Consider the following 15,043-nt stretch of genomic DNA (forward strand, 5'->3'; position numbering starts at 1 on the left):
GCCGGTGCAAACGTGTTTGCACCGGCGGATCTTATTGTTGATCAAAGCTGGTAGCTGAAACTCAGGGTGAAGCGTGGGTTGCGGTTGAAGCTGTCCAGGCCGGGGTCGGACAGTGGCTTGGCGGCTTCCAGGGCAATGTTGTAATAACGCGAATCACCAAAGCGCACCCCCAGCGCCGCCGATGACATTTTTGCGTCCTTGACTGGCAAGGCATTGAACGAGGTGCGTGCAGCGTCGAGCACCGCATAAGGCTGGATGACTTTCAGCCAGCGGCCATCATCGCGGTTGAAGCTGTAGTTGAGCTCATAGGCCACCCCCCAGCCCTTGTCACCGGTGGCCTGGTCGTTGGGGTAACCGCGGCCGAAGTTCTGCCCGCCAAACTGCGCCCGTTCGCTGTCGGGCAAATTGTCGTCACTCCAGTACAGCGCTGCCGACAACACCCCCTGCCAGTGCTGCCCAAAGCGGTCGCTCTGCACCCCGGAGACGCGCAGGCGGAAAAAATCCAGGTCGAACAGCTCATCGGTGGTTTTCGCCCCCATGCCATCGATGCCCTGATAGACACCGGCACTGAGAATGCGCAACTGCCGATCCGTGGATTTGCGCCAGTCACCCTCGACCGCCAGGGCGCGCAAGTCGGTGCGGGTTTCGATACTCAACGGCAGGCCGACCACCTGGAAACGGGTCTTGTCGTTGACCGCATACAAGCGCGTACCGACGCTCAACCACTCGTTGGCGGCCGCAATCAGCGGGTGGCTGATGCCCAGCGAAAGGCGGTCGTTCTCGCGGTGCTGGCTCAGTTCCAGACCGTTATCGAGCGCCAGCCGGGTGTGCGGGTCGGCCTTGTAGCGCGAGCCCCACAGGCTCAACTGAGTGCCTTCTGCGTTGAGGTACTGGCTATAGTCCAGCCGCCAGTAGTGCTCTTTGTCATCGCCGGGCGGAAACAGCCCGCTGAGGCTCAGTTGTTCGGCCATCGCCGTCTGTGCATTGCTGTTGAGACCGAGCAGCGCCTGCATGCCCTTGCGGTTGTCATCGGTCAGCCCCAGGCTGCTGGTGAACGGCTTGCGTGACGCTGTGGCAATCAGCGTGGTGGCGCCGTCGGTGGTGCCGGGCGGCGGCACACTGGCCTGCAGGGTCACCCCCGGCACGCGGCTCATCAGGGTGGTGTAACGCTCGAAGGTCTTGCGGGTCAGTGGTCGCTCCTGACGAATCTTGTCGACCAGCTGTTGCAGATACGCTGACACCCGGCCCAGCTCCCCTTGCAGCTGGTAATCGCGCACATAGCCTTCGACCAGCACCACCCGCACCAGCCCGTCATTGAAGTCCTGCGGCGGCAAAAAGGCGTAAGACAGCAGGTAACCGTCCTGCTGATAACGCTGAGTGAGTGCACGAGTGACCTCGATCAGTTCACCCAGCGTCGCGTCGCGGCCGATCATCGGCTTGAACCCGCCAGCCAGTTCTTCAAGTGGGTAAACGCTGCCGCCTTCGATGCGAATCCGCCGCACCGCGACTTTGGTGCTCATCATCAGCGGCGCCGCTTCAGGCGGTGCAGGAGCAGGCAGTTGCAAGGCCGGCGCGGCAGGGCGATAAGCGTCGGCAGGCAGATTGGGCACCGGCAGGTTGTTCTGCCGGTCATTGCTATTGAGAAAGCTCGGCAGAGTCTCTGCCTGAACCAGCCAGGGGCAAACCGCAGCCCCCAGAACCAGAACCCGGACACATGCACGCATAGGGACACTCCATGACCATACAACAGCGGCATCTCATATAGAAAAAGGCAGGGGATCATTCCGACTCCCCTGCCTGAAATCAGCTTAGGCGCTGTGTGAAAAGCCGCTACCGGCTCGCCGCTCAAAAGCTACTGCCGGCCCAGCCCGCCCAGCGCCCCGGTGACATTGCCCAGCACACCGCCCAGACCGGTCGCAGTACCGGTGCCTGGTGTCGCACCAGGGGCATTCACCACAGTGCCGATTTGAGCCACCGTGGCGCCGACGCTGCTGACGGTATTGCCCAGCGCACTGCTGACCGCGTTGTTGCCTGTACCGGCGACCTGACTGCCCAGATTGTTCACGGCACCGCCGACCTGGGTCAGCAGACCATTGACCGGTGCGCCGATACCGGTGGCACCGCCGACTTGCTGGGTGACACTGACCACGTTGCTGACCACCGGTGCCACCGCAGCGCCCACGCTGCTGGTCAGGCCGGCGACCGGCGCGGCCACTGCGGCATTAGGCGTACCGCTACCGCCCAACACGGTGCCGAGCGAGGCGACCGAGCCGCCGATGGCGTTGCCGTTGACGCCCACGGCGTTGAGGACCCCAGCGGTGCTGCTGGCCAGCCCGCTGCCGGCCCCGGACACGACACCACCGACGGTTTCCACCAGGCCGATACCACCGGCACCGCCAATGCCGCCGCCGCCAATACCGCCAAGGGCACCGCCGAGACCGCCACTGCCGCCAGGGGCGGGTGTACCGGTGCCGATGGAGCCGGCATTGACCAGCCCGCCAGCATTGCCAAGGGTGTTGCCCAAGGCTGCAACGGTGTTGCCCAGCCCCGCAGTGACCGGGCTGTCGCCACCGGTGGAATTGGCCAGACCGGTGCCGAGGTTGTTCAGCGTACCTTTGACCTGTTGCAGCACACCGCTGACCGGCGCGCCCAGGCCTGTGGCGGTGCCCAGTTTGTCAGTGGTGGATTCGACCATGGCGACCACTGGAACCAGACGATCGCCCACTTGTTGAGTGAGGTTACCCAGAGGACCAGTGGTGGTCGCGGCGCTCAGGGTGTTGCCGAGCATGGTCACACGTTGCCCTACCCCATCGACCACTTGACCGGTCTTGTTCAGTACACCGCCCACCAGCGGAACCTGTTCGATTTGCGACGATGCACCGAATGCCGCTACGCCGCTGCCCAGCGCCGAGACACCGCCGCCCAGATCAGCAGTGGCCTTGCCGGCACCCGACAAGGTGATGCCCAGTGCGTTGCTGTCAGTGCCCAGAGTACCCAGGCCTTGGGTCACGGAGCCGCCGAGGCTGTTGGTGGCGATGCCGACCGAAGCGATCAGACCGCCGGCGCCACCGGTCAGGTCGGTGCTGTCACCGAGGGAGAGGGTGGAGAATGCCTCGCCGATACCGATTACCGCATCGCCCAGACCACTGAGCGCATTGCCGCCTTCAGAGGCCGTTTGCGCAGTGGCGAGGCTGCTGATCTGTACGCCACCGTCATCGTCACCGCCACCACCACCGCCGTTACCGCCCCCATTACCGCCGGTTCCGGCGCTGCCGCCAGAGCCACCGCCGCCAGTACCGCCGCCGGTGCCGCCTGTGCCGCCGCCATCACCGCCATCGATACCGCCGGTCCCGCCACTGCTACCACTACCACCGCCACCGTCAGTAGCGCCGGTTCCGCCCGAACTGCCAGAACCGCCGCTGCCGGCACCGCTGCCATCGGTGCCCGCAGTGCCGCCTGCGCTACCCGAGCCATCTACATGGCTTTTCGAGCCGCCACCGCCGCTGCTGCAACCGGTCAATCCAAGGCTCAGGGCCAATATCAGTGCTGTGCCTGCCTTCCAGAAATGTTGAGTGTTCATGAGCGAATCCATCCAGCAAGTGATTGCTTACCCCATCGACTCCGGGGTCCCCTTAACATGTCGTCCCTGGGGGCATCTCACGCTTCTGGCTAAACGCTCTCAACTCTCAAATTGGTATTAACCGGATATATATCCTGATCTTTGGCCTGCTGTTTTCAATGCACGCAAGTCAATAAAAACGGGGCGCCGGGAAGTTTGTGAAGCCGGTAATGTGCCGGCTGCACGAAAGTTATATATGACTAATTTATGGGGCGTTCCTGTTATTTTGCAGCCGCCCACATTTTGGTATTCGGTATATGGTCTACAACCCATACTGTTCACATACCCGCCGCATGCCTTTGTGGGAGCGACCTTGGTCGCGAAGAGGCCGGTAAAGTCACAGCATCTGCTGCGAATGGGCCGCTGCCTTCGTTGTGGTCCGGCACCCCGGCAAGCCAACTCCCACCGAGTTAACTGAACAGTATTGGGTCTACAATTGATTCACCCGACTGTTTTCAAACCGCTTACTTGAGCGTTTACAACCAACTCAATCGATGACGTTGAACTGCACCTGGGCGGTCTGGCCGCTTTCGTCCAGCACGCTGAGTTGGTAATGCCCGGAGCGGTTGAGGGTGGTGTTGAAGTCTTGCTGGTTGTCGGTGTCGGCCGCCGGTGAACCGTCGATGAACCACCAGCGCCGGCCGCTGCCGCCAAGTGCCGAGAGTTTCAGGTGCAGGGCCTGGCGGCTGCCGGCGGGCAGGCGCAGGTTGTCGCCCTCGCGCACGCCGACGATGCTCAGCGGCGTGACCATGCTGATGCCTTGCGGCGGGCAGCCAGGGTCGATGGCAGGCAGGCGCGCTTCGCGGCGTTCGGCGCGCGGTAGCCAGGGTTCCAGTGGCGCCGGCCATAGGGCGATGTCGCGGGCCACGGCGCCAGCGCAGCTGGCATCGACCCGCAAGCCTTCGGCGTTGACCCAGACTTTTTCCAGCAGGCCCAGGCCCAATGGCTGGTCGGCGGCCTGCAAGGTCGGCGGGGTGGTGCCCTCCAGGGTCCAGGCAAAGCGCTGCCGGCGGCAGTTCGGGTCGCTCTTGCTCATCGGCTGGCCCAGCGGCCAACAGATAGCCGCTACGCCGACGTTGAAGGGCACCGGTGCCACCGGGGTATTGATCCCACGCTGGCTGTCGCGGTTGGCCAGCACATCGTGGACCTGCAGCATCAGCGGTGCGGCCGAGGCCAGGCCGAACTGGCCGGGTACTGGCGTGCCATCGGGGCGGCCGATCCATACACCGACCAGAAAGCGCGGCCCGACGCCAATCGACCAGGCATCGCGAAAGCCGTAGCTGGTGCCGGTTTTCCAGGCCAGTTGCGGGCGCTGCACCAGTTCAGCGTGCGGGTCGAGGTCCGGCCGTGACTGGCCGCTGAGAATGCGCCGGATGATCCATGCCGCACCCGGCGACATCATGCGTCGCTCGCGCAAGGCGTCTTGTGGTTGCAGGCGAATATCGGCACTGACCCCACCGCGCGCGAATGCACTGTAGCCGGCGACCAGATTTTGCAGACGCGTGCCGGCACCGCCCAGAATCAGCGCCAGGTTCGGTTCGGCCAGCGGCGGCAAGGTCAGGGGAATCCCGCCGTTACGCAGTTCGGCGGCAAACCGCTTCGGGCCATAGACCTCCAGCAGTTGCACCGCCGGCAGGTTGAGCGACATCGACAACGCCGAGCTGGCGGCAATCGGCCCGCCGAACCCCGCCGAAAAGTTGCCGGGCCGGTAATCGCCATAACGCCGTGGCACATCCTGCAACAGCGATTCAGAGTGAATCAGCCCGGCATCCATGGCCATGCCATACAGGAACGGCTTGAGGGTCGAGCCCGGTGAGCGCAGAGCGCTGATCATGTCGACATGGCCGAAACGTTTGGTGTCGTTGATGTCCACCGAGCCGACATAGGCACGCACCGCCATGTTCTCGGCCTCAACCACCAGAATGGCTGCCGAGGTGCGCTCCGGCAGCCGTGCGCGCCAGCCCATCAGCAGGTCTTCCATACGCCGCTGCAGGCTGGCGTCGAGGGTGGTGCGAATCAATGGCGGGCTGTCCGGCCGGTTCAGGCGGCGGGCCAACAAGGGGGCCAGGCTCGGCTCCTGACGGGGCGCCAGCAACAAAGGCTCTTGCAGTGCCTCATCGACTCCGGACTGCGGCCAGACACCGAACTCGGCCAGCCGCCGCAACACTTTGTCCCGCGCTTGCTGGGCCCGCTCCGGATGGCGATCCGGACGCAGGCGGCTGGGCGCCTGGGGCAGCACCGCAAGCATCGCTGCTTCTGAGCGGGTCAGGTGTTGCGGTGACTTGCCCAGATACGCCCAACTGGCGGCCGCCACGCCTTGCAGGGTGCCGCCGAACGGCGCGCGATTAAGATAGATTTCGAGGATTTGTGGCTTGGACAGGTGCCATTCCAGTTGCACGGTGCGCCACAATTGACGCAGTTTGCCCGGTACGGTCCGCGCATGCGGGTCGAGCAGACGCGCCACCTGCATCGACAGGGTGCTGCCGCCCGACACCACACGGGCACCGCTGAGGTTTTGCCAGCTGGCGCGGGCCAGCGACAGCGGGTTAACACCAGGGTGGCTATAGAACCAGCGGTCTTCGTAGGTCAGTAGCGCCTCCAGGTAATAGGGCGAAACCTGGCTGCTGCTTACCGGATAGCGCCACACACCATCAGCATCGGCGAAGCGCCACAGCGGCGTACCGTCTTCGGCCAGCACCACCCTGGCCAGATCATCCTTGGGCAATGGCAACGGCCAGATCCGGTCAGCCAGCCACAACAGCAGCGGCGGCAACAGCACAACCAGCAAGATGAGCAGTAACCAGCGCCGGCTACGCGGCCCCAGGCGCTCAACAAAAAACCATTTCACAGCAAAGACTCTCCCGCCCTCAGGGAACCAGCGATAGTGGCCGACAGCCAAAGCAAACAGGTTCCCCTTTCAATCAGGACATTATCCATGCAAGTAGAAGGCTTCTTCGAGTGGCTGGGCCAGGCGATCGGCGCGGTGATCCGCTTTGTGGTCGATGGTCTGGCGTGGTTTTTCAATCTGTTCGTGCATGCCGGGGGCAACTTCGTCGATGGCTTGTCACGGGCATTGGGCATGGATACATCGCTGGTCAGCATTCTGGCGCTGATCGCCGGCTTGCTGTTTCTTTATTCGGCGATCCGCGCCTTCATGCGCGCCTCGATCATCCTCGGCATCATCTGGCTGGCGCTGGGGCTGTGGTTGTTGAGCTGGATCATTTCGTAACCACAACCCCGTAACCATAATCCCGTAACCGCCCTCGTAGGAGCGGCTTTAGCCGCGAAAGCTTCGCAGCTAAAGCGGCTCCTGCGGGGTCAGGTTTATTTAGCCCTGACCACCATCTGCGCCGGGGCTTCGCCCAGAGCCTGCCAGTTCGGCCGGTACATCGATTCGACCTGCGGCGGCGGCACCTTGTAGATACCCGGGGTTACTGCACGAGCCAGGTACAGCAGGTGCACCGGACGGGTACTGCCCTCGATGTCCAGCGCCGCGACATAACGATCACCACGGTACTCCTGGTGCTTGAGGCTGGCGTTCTCCATCGACTCACGGAACCCCTTGATCGACTCGCTGGCATCTTCCAGGCTGGCCGCGCTTTGCGCCAGGTTCTGGTTTTCCAGTTCCAGGCCCGCCGGCAGCAGGTCGACGATCAGCGCATCCGGTACCCGCTGACGCGCCGACACTTGCAGGTGCACCAGCACCAGTTGGCCGGTCTTCAATGCCTCGACGTTGAGCGGCTGGCCGGACAGGCTCAGGTACTCGCGGCTGATTGTCAGGTTCTCGCCACCGGCCAGCGGTGCCTGGGTCGGGTAACCGGACAGGGTCAACTGCTGGTACAGCGTTTCGCCACTCTGGTTGTGCAGCGCCAGCGGTGCGGCCAGCACTGCACCGGCAAGTTTCTGCCCCGGCTGGCGGTTGCTCAGGTCAAGGTTCTGGCCGGCCGAAGACAACAGCGCGGTCCAGTCTTTCTCCGGTTTGCCCAGCAGGTTGCGGCCGGCCAGGAACAGCGAGTTGCTTTCCTGGGTCGACAGGTAGCGGCTGGCCGCCAGTTGATCGGCCAGGTCGAACAGACGCTGGTTACGCGCCTCGCCACCCAGGTTGTTTTCTTCCAGCAAGGCCAGGATCAGTGCCTGGTCACGCAGCGGGCTGCCGTAGTCGGCCAGCCACTCATTGGGCTTGCGACCGGCCGCAAGACCGGCACGCAGGGCCTGCTCGGCACGGGGTTTGTCGCCCATTTTTTCCAGCGCCACAGCCAGTTGCACCAGCGGCAGGCCGGAGCGTGCATCGCTGCGCCGTTCGAACAGGGTGCGCAGGGCACCCAGCGGCGCCTGTTGACTGCGCGCCAGCACCAGACCGGCGTAGGCCTGCACGGCGAAACGGGTGTGCTCAGCGTTCTGGCTGTAGTTGACCTGCACCTGACCGCGATCCTGCAGGTAGCGCATCAAGCGTTCGTTGGCTTTCTTCAAGGCTTCAGCCGGCACGGCAAAGCCCTGATCGCGGGCGCGCAGCAGGAAGTCGGTGACGTAGGCGGTCAGCCAGTATTCCTCTTCGCCATCGGCGCCCCACAGGCCGAAGCTGCCGTTGTAGCGCTGCATGCCCAACAGCCGCTCGATCCCGATTTCGACCTTGCGCTTGCGCTCGGCATCCGGCTCGCCGGCCAGGCCCAGCCGTTTGAGGGTCGCGGCGTCGGCATACAACGACGGGTACAGGCCGCTGGCGGTCTGCTCGGCACAGCCATACGGGTAGGCTTTGAGGGCGCGGATCTGCTCCCCCAGGTTCAGCGGCGGACGGCTCGACAACGACATCAGCGCCTCACGGCCGGCCGGTTCAAAGGCTTGCAGTGCGCCTTCGGGCAGGCTCCACTCCTGGCCTGGCTCCAGCACGGCGCGGAAATGACGCAACATCGCCGGGTAGGCCGGGCGCACGCCCACGGTCCATTCCCGCGACAGCGGCGGCAGGTCCTCGCCCGGAATGACCAGCCCATCGACCTTGACCCGCAGCTTGCCCTGACCCAGACCACCTTGTGCCTGGACCGGGAATTTCAGCGTGGTGCGCTGACCTTGTTGCAGTTGCACGGTCTTGCTCTGGTCGCCGCCCGGAATGCTCAGTTGGCCTTCGGCGAACAACTGCACATCAAGTTTCTGGGCTTTGCCGGACAGGTTAGCCAAGTCCAGCGCCACGCTGGTCTGGTCACCGCCGGCGAGAAAGCGCGGCGTCGACAGTTCGGCAATCAGCGGCGCGGCGACCACCGTCTTGGCTTCGGCCATGCCATAGCGCTCGTCGGTCCAGGCCTGGGCCATGATCCGCAGTTCGCCGTTGAAGTCAGGAATATCGACACTGACCTCGCCTTCACCCTGCTCGTTCAGGACAACGGGGGCGCTTTGCAGAGCGACGATGGTGACACTGGTGTCCGGGCGCTTGCCGCCCTTGGCCAAGGCATCGCCACCGAACGCCAGGCTGGCCAGCCGGCCTTGCCCTGCTTCGATCAACTGGCCGTACACGTCGAGCTGGTCGGCGCCATATTCCTTGCGACCAAACAGGCTGGCAAACGGATCAGGTGTGGCATAGCGGGTGATGTTCAAAATCCCCACGTCGACCGCCGAGACCAGTACCTGAACCTGCTTGGGCACACTGCCGTCGGCGTTCTTGGCAGCCACTTTCAGCTTCAATGGCTGCTTGGGACGCATCTTCTCCGGTGCCGTAACGGTCAGGCCCAGCTTGCGTTGCGAGCGATCCAGCGGCAGGTGCAGGACACCCACGGCACGCTTGGGCGTAACGTTGGCCTTGCGCTCGCCGGGACGAATCACCAGGGCGCTGACGTACAGGTCATGGCGCGCCCATTTTTTGTCCAGTTGGATATCGAAGGTCTTGCCTTCGGCCGGCACGTCGATCTCTTGCCACCACAGCGGACCTTCGCTGGACTCAACCAGCAGGTAGCCCTTGCCCGCGGCGGGCGGCGTGACGGTGACCCTGGCGGTGGCGTCATCGGCATAAGCCGGTTTGTCCAGCGCCAGCTTGACCTGGTCCGGACGCACCGCGCCGCCTTCGGCGTTGTCCTGCCAGCGGTAGCCGGCCCAGAAGCGCAGGCTGCTGACCAGACCGGTGGCCGGATCTTCAACCTCGACGCGGTACGGACCCCACTCCACCGGGAAGGTGACCTTGGCGGTGGCGTCTTTGTTGATGGTCAGGGTTTCTTCGCTGAGGTTGAGGAATTTCTCGTTGTAGTTGTAGCTCCAGCCATCGCTGTCCGAATAGGTCCAGTAGTAGTCGCGGCGCTCGCGTACCAGCCGCACCTTCACATCGTTGGCAGCCAGTTTGTTACCGGCGGCGTCAGCCACCAGAATTTCGAACTCGGCCGGACCGTCGCCGTCCGTCTGGGCCTCGCCCCGTGCAGCGCCGTAGCCATAATCATCTTCGCCGGTGCTGCTGCCAAACAGCGCACGCAGGCCAGGCAGGCGCTCGGCAGGCCAGACCGGCTGAACCACGCGACGGGTGATCGGGCGGCCACCGGACTCTTGCAGGCTGGCCTGCAAAATCACGTTCAGCGGCGAGCGGGCCTTGGCCCATTCGGTCTGTACGTCCAGTACCGCTTCGCCGTTGGCGTCCAGGGTGGTGGCGTCCAGCTCGCGGTCGAACTTGAGGTCTTCTTCGGTAATCGAACCGAACTGATAGCCCGGCAGTTTCTCCACCGCCTCACGCAGCGGGCGAACATACAACTGGCCGGTCAGGCTGTTGCCGGAGGCCGGCGCACCGTACAGGTAGCGGCCAGTGATTTCGAACTGCGGGTTTTGCTCCGGCGAGATTGGCGTCTCGCTGCCCTTCAGGTCCAGCGCCAGACGTTCCGGGAGGAAGTCTTCGACGTTGAATTCATACAGTTGCGGCTTGCCGTCGCCCAGGTCGTAGACCAACTGCCAGCGCCCGGTGGGGGCTTCGTCGGCCAGTTGCAATTGATACTGGTACAAACCGCTGGCGTCCGGTTCCCAGACGAACTTGCGGCTCACCTGCTCATCAGGACGGCGCACTTCGACATTGATGGGCTGGGTCTTGACGGATTTGCCGTCCTGGTCGCGCAGCAGGCCGTTGAGCAGCACGGTCTCGCCGGGGCGATACAGGTCGCGGGGGCCGAAGACAAAAAACTGCAACGGGTGGGCCTGCGGACCGCTGATGTCGAACTCGGCCAGATCCAGCGCCGGGCTGTTCAGGCGCAGCAGGCTGGTCTGTTCGCCCTTGTGCGCGAGAATCAGGGCAGCCTTGTTGGGCAGCGGCAATTGCGCGTGGCCTTTGCCGTCGGTTTTACCCTGGGCAACCACCTTGCCGTCGTTGTCGTAAACATCGACGTTCACATCACTCTGCGCCTTGCCGCCTTCCAGGGCCTGGGTGAATACGTCCAGGCGCTGGCTGTAACGGTGCACCGACAGACCGATGTCACTCAAGGTGAACAGGGTTGCCGGCAGGGTGTAGTTGTAGCTGCCCGAGGCGCGCATCACGGCCAGGTACACGCCCGGCTCTTGCAGGGGCTTGATGCCACCGATGGGCAGCAGCAGGGTTTCGCGGGTGTTACGCGCAGGCTTGAGGTCGAAGCGCCCGCCGTAGACCAGATCGGCCATCGGCAGCAGCTGTTCGGAGCGATACGCCGACATGCTCGACGAGCCTTCCCATTCGGTCAGGAAGTTGGGCAACTGATCAGGCTTGACCCGGAAAAACTCCACATCGACCTTGTCGACGTTCAGCGCGATCACCGGCAGGCCTTCGGCCAGGCGGGTCGGCAGCAGGCTGCCGCGGCTGGCAAAGCCGACCGTGGCCTGCAGGTCGCGGGTTTCCAGACGGGCACTGAACTCGCTGGCCAGAGTATTGTTATTCACCCCGCGCACGCCGGCGTCGACGGTCAGCACCAGCTTGCGCTGCGGCTCAAGGTGGCGCAGGCGCAGCTCCATCAGGTTATCCGACAGCTCCCAGGCGCCATCGACCTTGCCGGTCTTGCTGTCGACCAGGTGTAGTTTTTCGGCGAATTTCTGCTCCGGGTCCAGCGGCACGGAGAAGCTCACCGACAAGGTGCTGGCGCCTTCAACCTGAATCTCCGAGACATCCACCACGCTCACTTCACGCCCTGTATAACGCTTGGCCAGCGCTGGCAGATCAACCGCCGGTTTCGGCTTGGTCGTCGCAGCGGCGGCAGGCGTCGATGTCTGCGCGGGCGGCGCGGCAGGTTTGTCAGGCGAGGAGGAATCGCAGGCACTAAGCAGCGCAAGCGCGCAAGCCAGGAACAGTCCTTTGTTGAGCATGGGGCACTCGTCGGGAGCAATGGGAAAGGGGTGACTATATAGCAGTCACGGTCAGATACAGCGCAGATCGCGGCAATAGACCGCGGCTTTGTGACTTCGTTCTCAGCACGACATGCCAACGGGCCAGTCGTTACACTAGGGGCTGTTGACGTTTCAGCGCAGGCCTCGTTGCAGCGCCAAATCGTGTCAGGCGAGGCGAAGGACGCAGGAAATGGTCGCTCCCTTTTCAAGTCCTTCAACGAAGCATGGCGCGATTTGGGGCGCAACCCGCAGGGCCGTGGCTGTTTTGTCACACACACTTCAACAGAGTAAAGCCTATGCAGGCCGACAAAACAGACCTCGGCGCGGTTGTGATGAAACGTCAACAGCCCCTAGGCCGCTTGCCAGGAGCCCTCATGTCCAGCCTCATCCACGACTGGCGTCACCGCCCTACCCATAAACGGGTCTGGGGTCTGGCGACGCCAATGATCTTGTCGAATATCTCGGTCCCGCTGGTTGCGCTGGTCGATACCGCCGTCATCGGCCACTTGCCCCACGCCCACCAACTGGGCGCCGTGGCGGTAGGCTCGACGCTGTACAGCTTCATGGCCTCGGGCATGGTGTTCCTGCGCATGGGTTCTACCGGTTTTGCCGCCCAGGCCACCGGCCGCGCAGATGGCGCGGCACTGCGGCAAATTCTGCTGCAAGGCCTGTTGCTGGCGCTGATCCTGTCCATCGGGCTGATCACCCTGGCGCTGCCGTTCAGCCAGGCGGCGATGAACCTTATGCAGGCTTCGCCCGACTTGCATCAGTTGACCCTGGAGTTCTTTTACACCCGGCTGTACGGCCTGCCGGCAACCCTGGCCATTTTCGCGCTGGTCGGCTGGTTGCTCGGCACCCAGAACGCCAGGGCACCGCTGGCGATCCTGCTGGTCACCAACCTGGCCAATATCGCTTTTAACCTGTGGTTCGTGATTGGCCTGGACTGGGGCGTGGTCGGCTCGGCCCGCGCCTCGGTACTCGCCGAATGGCTGGGCGTGCTGCTGGGGCTGGTGCTGGCCTGGCGCCGCCTGCGTCTGTGGCCGGGGCAGATGCTCTGGCAGGCCCTGGCGCGCTGGCATAACTGGCGGCCACTGCTGGGGGTGAATCGCGATATTTTCTTGCGCACCCTGGCGCTGCAATCGGTGATGTTCATGATCACTGCGCAAGGCGCGCGCCTGGGCGATGCGACGGTGGCGGCCAACGCGCTGCTGCTCAATGGTTTGCTGCTGACCGCCCACGCCCTGGACGGCCTGGCCCACGCCGTCGAAGCGCTGTGCGGCCACGCCATCGGTGCCCGCGATCGCACCACCCTGCGCCGCAGCCTGGTAGTGGCCGGCGGCTGGTCGCTGATTGTCAGCCTGCTGTTCGCCCTGGCCTTTACCCTCGGCGGGCACTGGTTTGTATTCCTGCAGACCGACATTGCCCAGATCCGCGAGACGGCCCTCACCTACCTGCCTTACCTGGCACTTACACCGTTGCTCGGGGTCTGGAGTTACCTGCTCGACGGGCTGTTCATCGGCGCCACCCGGGCCCGGGAAATGCGTAATGCAATGCTGGTCAGCGTGGTGTTACTGGCGCCCTTCGCAGCGCTGGCCTCGACGCTGGACAATCATGCGCTATGGCTGACCTTCCTGCTGTTCATGCTGCTGCGTGGCCTGACCCTTGGGATCATTGCCTGGCGCCTGAACCGCAGCGATGGCTGGTTCGCCCACTGATGGGCTAAAGCTCAGGCGCGGGGCGCTCAGGGTCAGGCCATCGTCATCCAGATGCAGGCGGCTGGCGCCGACCTGCAAGGTCAATCTGGCGCCAGCGTCCAGTTGCAGTTGCTGGTCGCCCTGGAGCCACAGGCGATCCTGGGCACCGGTTAGCCAGTTGATCGGAAAGTGAGCCTCGACATGCTCTGGGGCCGTCTCGGGCGCCTGATCGTGCATACAGGCGATCACCAGTGGTTCGCGGCCAGCTTCGCTGGACGGGCTGACCAGCACCGGCATGCCACCACACAGTGGCACCTGCACAGCGGCCTGCACCGGCAACCAGCAATCGGCGAAACGTGCCCCCTCTCCCTGCATGACCCAGTCGAACTGGACCCGCACCCGCCCGCGCGCATCGCGCTCGGCCAGCTGCCCGTCAAGACCGACCACCCAGGCGCGCAGCAAGGCCGGGAAACTGACCGTCGGCACCGCTGGCACATGCACCGGCGCCTCCCACGAACGCACGACAAAGCGGTTGCTGTAGAACGACTCGCCATGATGCTCGACCTGAACCACTCGCCAGAGCTGATTGCACTCGGCACGCGGATGCCCGGTCAATGGCAATAGTTGCCCACAGCCCAGCGCCATCAGCGTGCTGCGCCCCTTGCCATCGCGCCGTCTGCCGGCCTGCGGACCGGTCAGGGCAAAGTCGCTCACGCCAGCGCCCTGCCGATCCTCACAGCATGGGGCCGGCGCCATGCGCCGGGCACCGAACAAGCCACTGCCGAAGACCAACTGATGGTTTTGCCGCGCATGAACAAAGTGATAGTGAATGCCCTCTTCGGCACACAACCGCTGTAGCAATTGCAGGTCGTTCTCCAGGTACTGCGCACAGAACGCCCGCGTGGCACAGGGCTCCTGCAAATGAAAGCGGTGGCTATCGGTCCCGATGCCATGCTCACTGAGCACCTGAGTGATGATCTGCGTCGCACTCATGTCTTGAAACACCCGTGGCGTATAGCGTTGCGCCAGACAGGCCAGGCGTGGTCCGAGCGTCAGGCGGTAGCAGACAACGCCCGTCCCCTGGACACAGCGTTGCACGCTCTGGATCTGCCCGTGCAAGCCGGCCCCGGCAGCGCCCAGGGCGAGAAAGGCCGAACGGTACATCAGCTGCTCGGCGGATATATGGAGATACCCCTCACCCAGCGTCAGCTCAAAGACAAAGGGCCGACTGATGGCCTCGGTGCCGAAAAAGGACGCAACGGCGAGCGGCTCGTGCAAGCCGGCAACGTCCAGTCGATAGGTCGAGGAATCGGTCATGGAGGACTCTCTGCATCGCGGGATGAGCGGCGATTCTGGTCGAGAAGCACGATCAGGTAGAGCGCCGGGCAAACAACCAGATGGCGCCTACGACATGCGGGGATGT

The 15,043-nt window shown here is 64.0% G+C and carries 7 protein-coding genes; 2 read left to right on the plus strand and 5 right to left on the minus strand.

Annotated features, from left to right (window positions below; all coding sequences use genetic code 11):
- Positions 1 to 41: 41 nt before the first annotated feature.
- The 3 genes from PSCI_RS05680 to pbpC form a co-directional block, all read right to left on the minus strand.
- Positions 42 to 1,724 carry a ShlB/FhaC/HecB family hemolysin secretion/activation protein gene (locus PSCI_RS05680; protein WP_045483932.1) on the minus strand — a complete coding sequence of 561 codons (1,683 nt, stop codon included), beginning with the start codon at positions 1,722 to 1,724 and terminating at the stop codon, positions 42 to 44.
- A gap of 128 nt (positions 1,725 to 1,852) precedes the next feature.
- The gene (locus PSCI_RS05685; RefSeq protein WP_045483934.1) at positions 1,853 to 3,580 is read right to left on the minus strand and encodes a collagen-like triple helix repeat-containing protein; all 1,728 of its coding nucleotides are present in this window, start codon (positions 3,578 to 3,580) and stop codon (positions 1,853 to 1,855) included.
- A 526-nt stretch (positions 3,581 to 4,106) separates the two neighbouring features.
- Positions 4,107 to 6,443, minus strand: coding sequence for a peptidoglycan glycosyltransferase PbpC (pbpC, locus tag PSCI_RS05690; RefSeq protein WP_442965467.1), 2,337 nt, complete (start codon positions 6,441 to 6,443; stop codon positions 4,107 to 4,109).
- A gap of 111 nt (positions 6,444 to 6,554) precedes the next feature.
- Here pbpC and PSCI_RS05695 point away from each other — a divergent pair, with 111 nt between their 5' ends.
- Positions 6,555 to 6,848: a hypothetical protein gene (locus PSCI_RS05695; protein WP_045483941.1), complete on the plus strand. Its 294-nt coding sequence runs from the start codon at positions 6,555 to 6,557 to the stop codon at positions 6,846 to 6,848.
- A gap of 95 nt (positions 6,849 to 6,943) precedes the next feature.
- Here PSCI_RS05695 and PSCI_RS05700 read toward each other — a convergent pair whose 3' ends face one another.
- Positions 6,944 to 11,905, minus strand: a complete 4,962-nt coding sequence (locus PSCI_RS05700) for an alpha-2-macroglobulin family protein (RefSeq protein WP_045483944.1) — start codon at positions 11,903 to 11,905, stop codon at positions 6,944 to 6,946.
- A 395-nt stretch (positions 11,906 to 12,300) separates the two neighbouring features.
- On the opposite strand from PSCI_RS05700, the gene PSCI_RS05705 reads away from it, so the two are divergent.
- Positions 12,301 to 13,641: an MATE family efflux transporter gene (locus PSCI_RS05705; protein WP_045483947.1), complete on the plus strand. Its 1,341-nt coding sequence runs from the start codon at positions 12,301 to 12,303 to the stop codon at positions 13,639 to 13,641.
- Here the strand turns inward: PSCI_RS05705 and PSCI_RS28430 are convergent.
- Positions 13,543 to 14,937, minus strand: a complete 1,395-nt coding sequence (locus PSCI_RS28430) for a contractile injection system protein, VgrG/Pvc8 family (RefSeq protein WP_084709860.1) — start codon at positions 14,935 to 14,937, stop codon at positions 13,543 to 13,545. The genes PSCI_RS05705 and PSCI_RS28430 overlap by 99 nt on opposite strands.
- Positions 14,938 to 15,043 lie beyond the last annotated feature (106 nt).

Source organism: Pseudomonas sp. StFLB209 (assembly GCF_000829415.1).
Lineage (GTDB): Bacteria > Pseudomonadota > Gammaproteobacteria > Pseudomonadales > Pseudomonadaceae > Aquipseudomonas.